General features: G+C 56.5%; 11 protein-coding genes. 2 read left to right on the plus strand and 9 right to left on the minus strand.

Going from position 1 to position 12,524, the window contains the following annotated elements; genetic code table 11:
* Nucleotides 1–68 precede the first annotated feature (68 nt).
* The 6 genes from HKX44_RS10940 to HKX44_RS10965 form a co-directional block, all read right to left on the minus strand.
* Nucleotides 69–1,322, minus strand: a complete 1,254-nt coding sequence (locus HKX44_RS10940; protein WP_276151364.1) for an RsmD family RNA methyltransferase — start codon at nucleotides 1,320–1,322, stop codon at nucleotides 69–71.
* A 37-nt stretch (nucleotides 1,323–1,359) separates the two neighbouring features.
* Entirely contained in the window at nucleotides 1,360–3,192 is a 1,833-nt protein-coding gene (locus tag HKX44_RS10945; protein WP_276151893.1) for an ABC transporter ATP-binding protein, read from the minus strand.
* A 4-nt stretch (nucleotides 3,193–3,196) separates the two neighbouring features.
* Nucleotides 3,197–5,041 (minus strand): ABC transporter ATP-binding protein, encoded by a 1,845-nt coding sequence (locus tag HKX44_RS10950; protein ID WP_276151365.1) that lies wholly within the window; start codon nucleotides 5,039–5,041, stop codon nucleotides 3,197–3,199.
* Between the two features lie 167 nt (nucleotides 5,042–5,208).
* Nucleotides 5,209–6,387 carry a CCA tRNA nucleotidyltransferase gene (locus HKX44_RS10955; protein WP_276151366.1) on the minus strand — a complete coding sequence of 393 codons (1,179 nt, stop codon included), beginning with the start codon at nucleotides 6,385–6,387 and terminating at the stop codon, nucleotides 5,209–5,211.
* Nucleotides 6,363–6,956 (minus strand): CoA pyrophosphatase, encoded by a 594-nt coding sequence (locus HKX44_RS10960; RefSeq protein WP_276151894.1) that lies wholly within the window; start codon nucleotides 6,954–6,956, stop codon nucleotides 6,363–6,365. The genes HKX44_RS10955 and HKX44_RS10960 overlap by 25 nt, the downstream gene beginning before the upstream one ends.
* Nucleotides 6,952–7,950 carry an Hsp33 family molecular chaperone HslO gene (locus HKX44_RS10965; RefSeq protein ID WP_276151367.1) on the minus strand — a complete coding sequence of 333 codons (999 nt, stop codon included), beginning with the start codon at nucleotides 7,948–7,950 and terminating at the stop codon, nucleotides 6,952–6,954. The genes HKX44_RS10960 and HKX44_RS10965 overlap by 5 nt, the downstream gene beginning before the upstream one ends.
* Nucleotides 7,951–8,029: 79 nt before the next feature.
* Here HKX44_RS10965 and HKX44_RS10970 point away from each other — a divergent pair, with 79 nt between their 5' ends.
* Complete coding sequence (locus HKX44_RS10970) at nucleotides 8,030–8,470, plus strand: NUDIX hydrolase (protein WP_276151368.1); 441 nt, start codon at nucleotides 8,030–8,032, stop codon at nucleotides 8,468–8,470.
* Here HKX44_RS10970 and HKX44_RS10975 read toward each other — a convergent pair.
* Nucleotides 8,460–9,740 carry a SpoIIE family protein phosphatase gene (locus HKX44_RS10975; protein WP_276151369.1) on the minus strand — a complete coding sequence of 427 codons (1,281 nt, stop codon included), beginning with the start codon at nucleotides 9,738–9,740 and terminating at the stop codon, nucleotides 8,460–8,462. The two genes, HKX44_RS10970 and HKX44_RS10975, sit on opposite strands and share 11 nt — an antisense overlap.
* A gap of 148 nt (nucleotides 9,741–9,888) precedes the next feature.
* Here HKX44_RS10975 and HKX44_RS10980 point away from each other — a divergent pair, with 148 nt between their 5' ends.
* On the plus strand, nucleotides 9,889–10,221 hold the full coding sequence (locus HKX44_RS10980) for an Hpt domain-containing protein (protein ID WP_276151370.1): 333 nt from the start codon (nucleotides 9,889–9,891) through the stop codon (nucleotides 10,219–10,221).
* Between the two features lie 133 nt (nucleotides 10,222–10,354).
* Here the strand turns inward: HKX44_RS10980 and HKX44_RS10985 are convergent, their stop codons facing one another.
* Entirely contained in the window at nucleotides 10,355–11,167 is an 813-nt protein-coding gene (locus HKX44_RS10985) for an SDR family oxidoreductase (protein ID WP_276151371.1), read from the minus strand.
* Nucleotides 11,168–11,177: 10 nt separating this feature from the next.
* Nucleotides 11,178–12,389 carry a threonine ammonia-lyase IlvA gene (gene ilvA / locus HKX44_RS10990; protein WP_276151895.1) on the minus strand — a complete coding sequence of 404 codons (1,212 nt, stop codon included), beginning with the start codon at nucleotides 12,387–12,389 and terminating at the stop codon, nucleotides 11,178–11,180.
* Nucleotides 12,390–12,524: the final 135 nt, after the last annotated feature.

The raw sequence follows: 12,524 nt of genomic DNA on the forward strand, positions 1-12,524 counted from the left end.
TTGCCCTTTGTACCGGATGTTACCGGCCCGTTTCTTATGGCCCTAGCATATAGCAATAAAATGCGGTCTCAAAAAGCCGTGAGGTTCAGTTCCGGCGGACGTCCACCCGAAATGCTGAAACAGGCGGCAAGTTCCACATGCGCCGCCCAGCGGAATTGATCCACAACCTGCACCCAATCAAGGCTATAACCCGCTTGCACCAACATCTGCGCATCCCGGGCAAAGCTGACCGGATTGCACGAAACATAGGCAACCCGCGGCACATGTGATGTGCAAATCTCGGCCACTTGCCGCTCTGCCCCTGCGCGTGGCGGGTCAAGCACAACCGCATCCAGCGCGCGCATCTCGTCGGGCAGCACCGGACGGCGGTACAAATCGCGGGCCTCGGCGGTGAGGGGTTTTAACCCCTTCGTCTTGCGCCAGCCCTGATCCAAAGCGTTTGTCATGGCCGCGTCGCCCTCAACCGCAAGAACCCGAGCATTCTGTGACAAAGGCAGCGCGAAGGTGCCACAACCCGCGAATAAATCAGCAACATGTGCCGCGTCGCCTACCGCCTCTTTGACAGATGCCAGCAGGGACGCCTCGCCGTGTTTGGTGGCCTGAAGAAACGCACCGGGCGGCGGCACCACATCTGCTTTGCCAAACCGCTGCACTGGGGGCAATCGCGTTCCGATCACCTCACCCTCCCAACTCAGGCGCGCCAGTTTGAGACGGTCACACAGTTCGGCAAGTACTTGTCGCAAGGGCCCATCCAAAGGTTTGCCCTGTGCCACAGCAACATCGAGTCCATTTGCGGTCAGGGTTACCGTCACCGCCAGCGCTGCCTTGCGGCTGGTACCGACAACGGCCAGTTCACGGGCGATATCCAATCCGGCCATCAGATCAGGATGCATCAGCTGGCAATCGGGAATTTCAATTACCGTATCCGTACCACGGCTATAGAATCCGGCCATCGCACCCTTTTTGGTTCGCTTGGCCGCAAATGTTGCACGACGACGCGATTGCGCCGGCGAGGTCAGGATCGGACGGAATTCGGTTTCGATGCCATGGGCGTCCAGCGCGGCACGCACAACCGACACCTTCCAGTCCGCCACAAAATCATCAGCGGCATGTTGCAGGGAACATCCGCCGCAGGACTTGAAATGCCGGCACGGCGCGGCCACCCGATCGGATGAAGGTGTAGCAATGCGTACGTCTTTCAGGTTCTGACCCTCAAGCGTGCCTGTTACCACCTCACCGGGCAAGGTGATCGGTGCAAAGATTGGCCCCTCGGCGATCCCGTCGCCATGTTGCCCCAGTCTGATAATATTATATTCCGTCATCCGCCTGCTCTAGCCTGCAATGCTCCACATCCCAAGCCTATTCCGCTGCCTTTATGTTCAAAAAGCCGCCAGACTGCCGCCGCCAGTATCGCGCATACAAGCCGTCTTGCGCCAATAGTGCCGCATGTGTGCCGCTTTCAACGATCCGTCCTGCATCCATCACGATGATCCGGTCCATTTCGGTCAACGTCGACAGGCGGTGTGCAATGGCCAGCACCGTCTTGCCCTCCATCACACGGGTAAGAGCCGTTTGAATCGCGGCTTCAACTTCGCTGTCCAGCGCGCTTGTCGCTTCGTCCAGAACAAGGATCGGCGCATCCTTGAGGATCGCCCGTGCCAGAGCGATCCGCTGCCGTTGCCCCCCTGACAGCTTCACCCCCCGCTCGCCCAAATGCGCATCATACCCTTGTCGGCCTTTGTGGTCCTCCAAGCTTTGAATAAACGCGTGCGCCTCGGCCCGTTGGGCAGCGGCAATGACGTCATCCTCAGTAGCATCAGGGTTTCCATACAGGATATTGTCGCGCGCGGACCGGTTAAACATCGCGGTCTCTTGCGTCACCATGCCGATAGAGCGGCGCAGGCTTTCCTGCGTTACCGTCCGAATATTGACGCCATCAATGAAGATTTCGCCACTTTCCCCCTCATAGAGCCGCATCAACAGGGCAACGAGCGTGGATTTACCTGCACCGGATGCCCCCACAATACCCAGCTTTTCGCCCGGTTTGATCACAAGGCTTACGTCCGTGATACCGCCAGTCTGGCGCCCGTAGGCAAAGCAAAGATTGCGCAGCTCGATACCGCCTTGCGCAACATCCAGCGACGGCGCGTCAGGCAAATTATCAACCCTGTTTGGCGGCGTCAGGGTTTTCATCCCGTCCTCAATTTCGCCCACGTTGGCATAGACCGCCATCAGCGTAAAACTGACCCAGCCGGTCATCTGCGCAATCCGGATCGCAACAGCACCAGAGGCCACGATATCTCCTTCGGTCGCCATGCCGCGCTGCCACAACAGGATCGTGCCACCAATCAACAATACCGGCAAGACACCTGCGAGGCTCATCAGGGCAAAACGGAAACCCGCCGCCAGATACCCGAAATCCAAGGCCTTTTGGCGAAACGCCTGCATCGCGCCCAGCGCGGCACGGTCTTCGTGATCATCATGCGCGAATAATTTGACCGTTTTAATATTTGTGATCGTGTCGACAACCTGTCCTGACACCGTCGCCCGGGCCCCTGCCCGCGCGGCAGATCGCATACGCACCCGTGGCAAATACCATTTGATCAGCGCAAAATATCCAACCAGCCAAACCGCAAACCCAATTGCAATCCGCCAGTCGATTGCGACCAGCAAAGCAACCGATCCGGCCAAAGACGCCAGCGCAAAAGTGATCACGTTAATCACCTCGACCACCACATCTGTCACCGCACGCGATGTCTGCATCTGCTTTTGCGCAATGCGGCCGGCAAAGTCATCGTCAAAGAAACCGACATTCTGCCCTAGGGTCCAGCGGTGCAATCGCGACAAAACCAGTGCGCTTACATTTGGCGCGACCATGACCGAGTTTGCAGCAGACGACAGCCCGAACAAGACCGGACGGGCAATTAGGAAAAACGCGATCGCGCCAAGGATCAGCCCGAGATTGCGCCCATCAAAGAATGCCTCGGGACCAAGGCTGATGCTGGAATCAATGATGCGTCCGAGTATCCATGCAGTGCCCGCCTCAAGGGCGCCAGCCAACGCAGAAAGCAGCATAGCAAGGAATAGAACGGCCCACGCCCCCGAAAGACACCACCGAATAAATGCAAACAACCGTTGCGGCGGGGGGCCGCCCGCGCGTGCAAAGGGTTCAATCCATTCAGATATTTTCAAACGCTTAATCATCGGTTCCATCATCCATCTTCAGGAACCCGCCTGATTGACGGCTCCAGAAATCTGCATATAGGCCGCCCTGCGCCAAAAGCGCGTCATGCGGGCCTTCTTCGACAATGCGCCCCTGATCCAGAACGACAATCCGGTCCATTTCAGCAATCGTTGACAACCGGTGTGCAATCGCGATCACCGTCTTGCCGTCCATCATCCCGTAGAGTGTTTCCTGAATGGCGGCCTCAACCTCGCTGTCCAGCGCGCTGGTGGCCTCATCCAACAGGAGGATCGGCGCGTTCTTGAGAATGACCCGCGCCAGTGTGATGCGTTGCCGCTGTCCGCCGGACAGCTTCACGCCGCGTTCACCCACACGCGCATTATAGCCGCTGTGCCCCTCGGGGTCGGACAGGTCTAGAATGAAGTCATGTGCCTGCGCCTGTTTCGCCGCCGCGACCATCTCTGCCTCGGTGGCATCGGGGCGCCCATAGAGAATGTTGTCACGCACCGAACGATGCAGCAGCGAACTGTCCTGTTGCACCATGCCGATGTTCTTGCGCAGGCTGTCTTGGGTCAGCATGGTGATGTTCTGACCGTCGATCAATATCTGCCCGCCCTCAGCATCGTAGAACCGCAAAAGCAGCTTTACGAGGGTCGATTTACCGGCACCCGAGCGGCCCACAAGGCCAATACGTTCGCCCGGTTTCACCACCAGATCCAGCGCTTCCAAACCGCCTTGCGCCCGTCCGTAGTGATGGGTCAGACCGCGCAGCTCAATCTGGCCCTGCGACAAATCAAGCGGCTTGGCCCCGTCTTTGTCGACAAGCGCGATAGGCTGGGCAATGGTCTCCATTCCCTCTGCCACAACCCCCAATTCGCGAAAGAACGACGACAACGCCCACATGATCCAGCCGGTCATCGAATTCAGCCGCAAGGTCAGTGCAGCAGCGGCGGCCACCACGCCCACGCTTGCCTCGCCCCATGTCCACAGGGCCAGCGCCCAGCCAACAACACCGACAATCAGCAAGCCGTTCAGCAGCACCAGCGTGACATCCATCACCGTGAAAATCCGCATCTCTTTCTGAAATGTCACACGAGCGTTTTCGATGGCATCTTTGGCAAACCCCACCTCAAGATCATGATGGGCAAACATCTTGACCGAGTGAATATTTGTATAGGCATCCACAACCCGTCCGGTGACATGCGAGCGCGCATCCGACGCCGCCTTGGACGCGGGGCCAACACTGCGCACGGTCCAGCGGATCAACCCACCGTATAACGCCATCCAGACCAAAAGCGGCAGCATCAACCGCCAGTCGGAGGTGAGCAGCAATATCGCAGCACCCACCATATAGGCCAGCGCATAGGAAATCGCATCGAAGGTCTGGAACACCACCTCACCCGCAGCGGGTGGTGTCTGCATAATGCGGTTGGCAATGCGACCGGCAAAATCGTTCTCAAACCAGCCCACCGACTGGCGCAGCACATGTTTATGCGCACGCCACCGGATCAATGTGCCGAAATTCGGCAAAATCGCATTGTTCAGCAGGGCCACATCCAGTCCCTGCATCAACGGGCGTATGATCAGCACAAAGAGCGCCAGCAAAAGTAGCTCTGTGCCGTAGGTGCCCCACATCTGTGCCGGATCGGTGCCCAACAGATCAACAATCCGACCCATATAATAGATCAGCCCGATCTCGATCGCGGCAACAACGATGGACATGAACCCGGTCACGACAAAAACGCCTTTGAACGGCCCGCAATAGTCCCGCAAGAACGGCCAGAGGTCGCGCGGTGGGGCGTCTTTTTCCGTATAGGGTGTATAAGGATCGACAAGGTTTTCGAAAAAACGGAACATGGACAAGTACCTTGGATGGAATTGGTAAAATGATCGGTCAGCGCCTTTGCGCAACCCGACAGGAACGTTGGTTACGTCAGCCTTAGCTGTACCAAATTCCAAAAATCATTTTACAATCCTCCATGTTCTGACACCTGCTTAGCCATGATGTCAGCTTTTGTCGAGGCCTAGCCGCTGCGCAGCAATTCCTCGGCGGTAAGTGTAAAACCCGAATTGATCCAACGCTGTTCAAGTTCCTTAAGCTTTTTGCCCAAGGCAGGGCCTTGATAGCCGGGCATCAGGTCACGTGCTTGGACCGGAAAAACAGCCTTAGCAGCATTCGAAACAGTCTCTAATACTGCACTGTCTGGCAGATGTTCTGCAAGAGCCGCGCGGATCAATACCGTTGTCTGTCCAAGTTCCCAGCCATGGCGGTAGGCGACTTCCTCTACCGGCGGTCCAGAAAAACCAACCGCGCGGATCAAAGATAGCACCTGTGTGTCCGCCCTGCTGAGCCGCAAGCGCGCTGCCGCGTCTTCCCCACCCAATATGGCAAGCCGGCGCTTCCAATCCGGCAACACGCCCAGCGCGGATTCCATATGCACAAGGATCGCAAGCATCCGATCATCACTTCCCGGCAAGATCACCGGCAGGACACCTGTTTGGCGCATCACCGCAATGGCGGGGGAAGGATCAGGAGCGCCCAAAAGTTTGATCATTTCCTGACCCAAGCGCTCTGCCGAAAGTGTCTCTAACCCGGTTATATTTGCCGAAATTGCGGCCAATGCATCCGGATCAAACCCTTCTTCCGAATCAGCGTACCACGCCGAAAACCGGAAGAACCGCAAAGTCCGCAGATAGTCTTCCCTGATCCGCGCATCAGGATCTTCGATGAACCGGATACGCCGCGCCAACAGATCGTTCAGCCCCCCTAAAGGATCAACAACATGACCCTTAGGCGTGGCATAAAGGGCGTTCATCGTGAAATCGCGTCGCCGCGCATCATCCTTGATGTTATCCGAGAACGCGACAACCGCGCGACGACCGTCCGTTTCCACATCGCGGCGAAAGGTTGTGACCTCAAAAGGGGTGCCATCGACAACAACCGTGACCGTGCCGTGATCAATACCTGTGGGAATGGCCTTGTGCCCCAGCGCCTGTGCGATCTCCATCACTTGCTCGGGGCGGGCGTCAGTGGACATGTCAATGTCGCTGTCCGCCAACCCCAAGAGCGCGTTGCGTACACAACCGCCGACAAAATAGATATTGAACCCTGCAGCCGAAACTCCCGTACAGAGTTTTTGCGCGGCGGGATTGTTCAGCCAGCTGGTCGTGGCTGGTATCACGATGTCATTCGGTCGGCCCATGCCCGCAGCATACGCGCGGTTGCACCCCAGATGTAATAGGGGCCGTAAGGAACCGTGAAATAATGCCGCCGCGCGCCGCGCCAGCGTCTGGATTCGACCATAAAGTTCTGCGGATTCAGAACATGATTCAGCGGAACGGTAAACACTTCCTCAACCTCGCCCGGCTCAGGTTTGATGTCGAAATCGGCTCTGACCTGGGCAATAACGGGGGTAACACTAAAGCCCGTCACTGTTTCATGTGTCGGCAAAGTGCCCAGAACCTCGACGATATCTTCTGGCAATCCAATCTCTTCGCGGGCTTCCCGCAGGGCGGCGGCGATCACATCCGTATCTGCTTTGTCCTGCTTGCCCCCCGGAAAGGCGATCTGGCCGGGATGGTGTTTAAGCGCGGATGAACGCTTGGTCAGCAGCAGGTGCAGCCCGCCATCCCGTTCAATAATCGGCGCCAACACCCCAGCAGGCCGCAAGATGCGGTCAACCGGCAGGACAACATCCGAATTCAGGTCGAAATCGGATGATTGCCCACCGGACGGCACCAATGCGGCCCTAATTTGGGAAATCCGGTCAATCACCTGCGGGTGTTTCTGCTTCGAAACCGACGGTTTTCGGATCCAGATCGTAATGCGCACCACAGAACTGGCAATCCGCGGTTACGCGACCTTCTGCGGTTGTCATATGGGCAATATCCTTGGCCGAATAGATCGACAGGCTTTGACGCACACGGTCTGGCGAACAGGAACACCCGAACCGCACAGCCTGAGCGTCAAACACACGGGGCTGTTCCTCGTGAAACAAGCGCAGCAACAAATCAGCAGGTGCCACGGATGGGCCGATCAGCTCCAGATCTTCCACAGTATCCAGCAAGACGTTTACACGGTGCCAGTTCTCGGCCTCTTCCCCGTCAACAAGATCAGCTGCGGAAAGCAACTCGCCGCTGCCTTCGCCCTTGGCCACCAGCGGCGACGCTTTGGGCATGTGCTGCAACATAACACCGCCTGCACGCCAGTGTTCTGGTTCGTTCGGGCCAGAAGATTTGCCAAAGCTAAGCGAAAAGCGCGTTGGCAATTGTTCGGACTGGGCAAAATACGCCTCTGCACAGGCAGACAATGAACCGCCTTCCAATGGTGTGATCCCCTGATACGGCGTCATCCCCTCGCCCTGATCAATCATGATGGCGAAATAACCTTCGCCAACCTGATCAAACGGGGCCGCATCGGTCAAACGATCCGCATCATAACTTGCATAGGCTCTGATCCGCGCGGAACCGCCCTCTTTGTCTGGGCCGTAGTAATCGGTGGCGATCATCCGCACCGCGCCCTTGGACTGCACCTGCAATTGCAATTTCCAGCGCAACTTCATCGTCTGGCCGATCAAGGCTGCCAACAAGGCCATTTCCGCGACCAAAGCTTCGACTTGCGGCGGATAATTATGCTGGCTCAGGATACCTTCAAGCACACCGTCAAGCCGACCGACGCGGCCACGGATATCGCTGTTGTCCAGCTGGAATGGCAAAACACTGTCATCCCACGCGATTTGGTTTCCGGGCTGGTTGGGCGCTGTCATGGAGGGTTTCCTTATTCTAAGCCGCTTGGCATACCGCGTCTATATAGGCGCGACAAGCTTTGGATAAAGGGGAACAAGAATGATCCGACGGATAGGCACGCCACCCTTGGCTGGACAACGCTATCATTTGCGCCCCGGCGTTTACGCTATCCTGCCGATAAAGCGCCGTTTTTTGCTGACCGCACAGGTCGCACGCGACATCGACGTGCAATTGCCCGGTGGCGGCATTGATGCAGGCGAATCGCCCTTGCAGGCACTGCATCGCGAGGTTTTGGAGGAAATCGGCTGGCGCATCGCCGCTCCGCGCAGATTGGGGGCCTTTCGCCGTTTTGTCTTTATGCCCGAATACGATCTTTGGGCGGAAAAGCTGTGCCATGTCTATGTGGCCCACCCCGTCCGCCAGATTGCCGAACCAACCGAACCCGATCACATCACACTGATCCTGTCGGGCAAAGACGCGGTCGAGACCTTGGGCAATGACGGCGACAGTATGTTCATGCAGCAGTTTATCAGCCGCTAGGCGGCCCACTGTATTCAAACAGAATTGCGGAAACATCATCCGGAAACTCTTCGGTGCCCGCGAAATCGGAGAGTTCCCACATCAGCGCTTCCAGAAGCGCGGCCTGTCTTACATCCGCCAGACGCAAGATTACCTCATTCAATCCCTCTTCACCCAGCATCTCCCCGCTGGGATCGGGGCATTCAGTCACGCCATCCGACAGCAAGAGCAACCGATCGCCAGGTGCCAGCGTCACCTCGAACTGAGAGAATGTGACCCCTTCAAGCAGGCCAACAGGGAACCCGCCCGAACCGGATTGCTCAACAGACCCATCTGCGCGTTGCACCAAGGGGTGCGGATGGCCCGCCTGCGCAATTGTGATGCACCCCGTCTGCATGTCCACAAAAGCCAGCAACAGAGTAAAATAATGCTCCGTTTCCATCTCATTCAGCACCAGATCATTCAGCTTTTCGATAACTTCCTCTGGTCGGTTGGCATGGTATTTTCCATTCGGCTGTAGGGCCAATGCGATATTCTGGTCTGGTGCTGCCGCAGACAGATAGCCGGCAAGCCGCGCCGTCATTAACGCAGAACTGATCCCGTGCCCCGAAACATCAATGGCAAACAGGCCGAGCTGTCCGTCATCGGTCGGAAAGAACCCAACCAAATCGCCACCAACATGCCCCGACGAGCGCAGCATCAACGACAAATGTCCCTCGTCAAAGTGGCGCTGGCGTTCTCGCAAGAGGGACTGTTGAAGCTTCTTTGCCTCAAGCAGATCCTGATCCAGCAAATCATAAACCCGCTGCAATTCGCCAAGGGTTTCACTGACCAAACGGTTCTTGTCCGACAATTCGCGCTGCATCCGTAATATCCGTTCGCCAGCGGTAATCCGGGCGCGCAACTCATCAGAATCCACCGGTTTTGTCAGGAAATCATCGGCACCGGAATCCAGTCCCTGTGCTATTTCAATCTTTTCACTCTTTGAGGTCAGCAGGATGAAATAGGCATATCCGTCATGTGGCATTTCGCGCAGCGCACTGCAAAACTCGATACCGGACATCCCCGGCATGATCCAATCACTGACAATCAGGTCCGGCATTTCATCGCGACAGATCTGCAAAGCCTCCGCACCGCTTTCCGCCTCTTTGACCTCGAATCCCCAGTTTCCCAGCATTTTCGACAAGATGCGCCGCTGCAACCGACTGTCGTCAACGATCAGAATCCGGTTCGCCGCTGCACGTTGCGGGGCGTCACCCGCCGCCTGCCCGCTGGGTTGCCGGTGTTCCATCTTATTCCTGATCCAAAACCTTCACCGCTGCTCTTTGGCAGAGCCGACTTAAAAGTGCGTAAAAGTTCGGATTTGATGCAAAATGCGGTCAGGGCCTTGCGGAATCTTAATCAAAATCGGTGAAACCTCCACAAAAGGGGAATTGAACGTGATTGACTGGTCGCATGTACGGCAACTTTGTCTGGAGGTTGGTGCAGAAGATTTCGATGAGGTGGTCGAGCTGTTCTTTGACGAAGTGGCCGACACGATTTCCAGAATCGAAACCCTGACGGATCTGTCAAATCTGGCCGAGGATATGCATTTTCTCAAGGGCAGCGCCCTAAGCCTTGGGTTTTCTCAGATGTCGCAGCTGTGTCACGAAGGCGAAAAAGCTGCTGAAAAGGGGGAGAGTGACAGCGTCGATATCGACGCAATCATTGAAAGTTATACCTTGTCAAAACAGGAGTTTCTGGAAAACTACCGTCTGAAACTGGCGGCCTAGGGTCAGGCCTCGTTAATCTTGCCCCGTCAGCGCAAATTTCACGAAATTGCAGTGGTTCCATTGGTAAACGACCCGAGGCACTGAAATCAAATGACCGCCCGACGGGGCAAGATCAATGGATCCCGAGCCCAAGCTACATCAGCTTGTAGAAACTTTCGACCTCGATGCCGCCAAATGTATCTACCGCTTTGGCGCGCAACATCTGCATACCCTGAACCCAGCGGTCATGATCCTTGGCCCGGTGAAGCGCATAGGTCTGAACTTCAGGGTGAGACAAGATCAGGAACTTTCCGGCCTCGACCCCATCAATCACCACCGCGGCCACATCACCAGCCGTCAGCAAGGTTGCCTGTTGTGAAGCATCCGCATCAGAAAGCCCCAAAAGGGGCGTCGCTACATACTGCGGACAGACCACCGAAACACCGATCCCATCAGCGCCATGAGTAATTGCCAAAGATTCGGCAAAGCTGACAGCGGCGTGTTTGGTTGCTGAATACGCGGCGTCACCAACCTGATTCAACAAGCCAGCAGCGGATGCAACATTGACCAAGTGACCGGACTTGCGTTCGATCATACCGGGAAGCAGGGCCCGCGCAGCGTAGACATGGCTCATCACATGGACCTGCCAGTTCAGTTCCCAATGCGCATCTGTCTGGGACGCTGCATGGCTGGGGTCCGCACCACCCAATCCGGCATTGGAAATATAGATATCAATATCTCCCTGCGCTTTTGCCGCTTCGTCTATCAGCGATTTGATCTGCGCCTCGTCGCGCACATCACAGGCAACCGCCATACCACCGATACCGTCTGCAACGGCTGCAGCCTTGTCCCCGTCAATATCCGAAACACAAACTTTCGCGCCCTTTGCTGCCGCAAGCCGAGCAATCGCCGCGCCGATCCCGCTGCCGGCACCAGTGATGACAACCGAACTCCCTTCGAACTTCATGGCTCTCTCCCTAGATCACAAACTGCGCAAGCGTTTCGTCGTTGGTGATGTCTGTGTAGGCAAAACCGGCTGCTTCAATCCGCTGGAACATCGTCCCAAAATTTTGCGGTGCGTCTGTCTCGATGCCGATCAGGACCGACCCGAAGTTACGGGCAGATTTCTTCATGTATTCAAACCTTGTGATATTGTCGTTCGGTCCGAGTGTATCAAGAAAATCGCGCAGCGCGCCGGGACGTTGCGGCAAACGCAGAATAAAGTACTTTTTCAAACCCGCGTACCGCTGGGCCCGCTCTTTGACTTCCGGCAGGCGTTCAAAATCGAAATTCCCACCCGAGGCGATGCAAACCACGGTTTTGCCTTTTACCTTGTCAGCAACCTCGCCCAGCGCTTCAAGCGCCATGGCTCCGGCTGGTTCCAGAACAATCCCTTCGACGTTCAACATCTCGACAATGGTGCTGCAAATCCGGTCTTCGTCCAGAGCAATGACGTCCTCCTGTGCAACCGCCTTGAGCCGTGCAAAGGTACGCGCGCCGATCTGGGCAACAGAAGCACCATCCACAAAGGTGTTGACCGGCGACACATCCACCGGTTGCCCTTCTACCAGCGCCGCGGCAAGGCTCTTGGCCCCTTCCGGCTCGACAAAAGTATAACCACATTCGCGGTCAAAATAACTGAAGATACCTGCGGACAACCCACCGCCGCCAACCGGCAGAATAATATGATCTGGTACGCGGCCCAACTGCTGCTCGATCTCGACAGCAACCGATGCCTGCCCTTCGATCACATCCTCATCATCAAACGGCGACAGGAAATGCGCCCCCTCGTGCTGGCAAAAATCCTGTGCGGCATGAAGGGTCGCATCAAAATAATCCCCAACAAGACGAATCTCGACCTGATCCCCCCCGAACATCCGCGTTTTGAGGATTTTTTGTTCCGGTGTGGTCACCGGCATAAAGATCACACCCCTGACCCCAAAATGCCGACACATAAAGGCAACGCCCTGCGCGTGATTGCCGGCAGAGGCACAGACAAAAAGCGATTTTTCCGGAATCACCTTACGCATCGCATTAAAAGCACCGCGCAGCTTGTAAGACCGAACCGGGCTTAAATCCTCGCGTTTTAGATAGACATCAGCGCCAAACCGGTCCGACAAAAGCGCATTGCGCATCAACGGTGTCTCGGGGAACACGGGTCGCATCTTGGCCGCAGCCAAGGTCGCCATTGCCTGAAAGTTTTCTGTCACGGGTCCACCTTTCACTGTTCGCCTATCGTTAGGCGCGTGCGTCGGACAGGTCAACGAGAGCGCAGCATCTTGCCCGCATTCGCAAAACCCGATACCCCGCGATGAATTACCAAA

This window comes from Sulfitobacter sp. M05 (assembly GCF_029285175.1).
In the GTDB taxonomy this organism is placed as follows: Bacteria; Pseudomonadota; Alphaproteobacteria; order Rhodobacterales; family Rhodobacteraceae; genus Sulfitobacter.

What these genes read in the sequence shown, in the direction of transcription:
- HKX44_RS10985 (WP_276151371.1), bottom strand. Translation starts at nt 11,167, where the DNA reads ATGAAGTTCGAAGGGAGTTCGGTTGTCATCACTGGTGCCGGCAGCGGG.
- HKX44_RS10965 (WP_276151367.1), bottom strand. Translation starts at nt 7,950, where the DNA reads ATGACAGCGCCCAACCAGCCCGGAAACCAAATCGCGTGGGATGACAGT.
- ilvA (WP_276151895.1), bottom strand. Translation starts at nt 12,389, where the DNA reads ATGGCGACCTTGGCTGCGGCCAAGATGCGACCCGTGTTCCCCGAGACA.
- HKX44_RS10940 (WP_276151364.1), bottom strand. Translation starts at nt 1,322, where the DNA reads ATGACGGAATATAATATTATCAGACTGGGGCAACATGGCGACGGGATC.
- HKX44_RS10975 (WP_276151369.1), bottom strand. Translation starts at nt 9,740, where the DNA reads ATGGAACACCGGCAACCCAGCGGGCAGGCGGCGGGTGACGCCCCGCAA.
- HKX44_RS10955 (WP_276151366.1), bottom strand. Translation starts at nt 6,387, where the DNA reads ATGGGCCGACCGAATGACATCGTGATACCAGCCACGACCAGCTGGCTG.
- HKX44_RS10950 (WP_276151365.1), bottom strand. Translation starts at nt 5,041, where the DNA reads ATGTTCCGTTTTTTCGAAAACCTTGTCGATCCTTATACACCCTATACG.
- HKX44_RS10970 (WP_276151368.1), top strand. Translation starts at nt 8,030, where the DNA reads ATGATCCGACGGATAGGCACGCCACCCTTGGCTGGACAACGCTATCAT.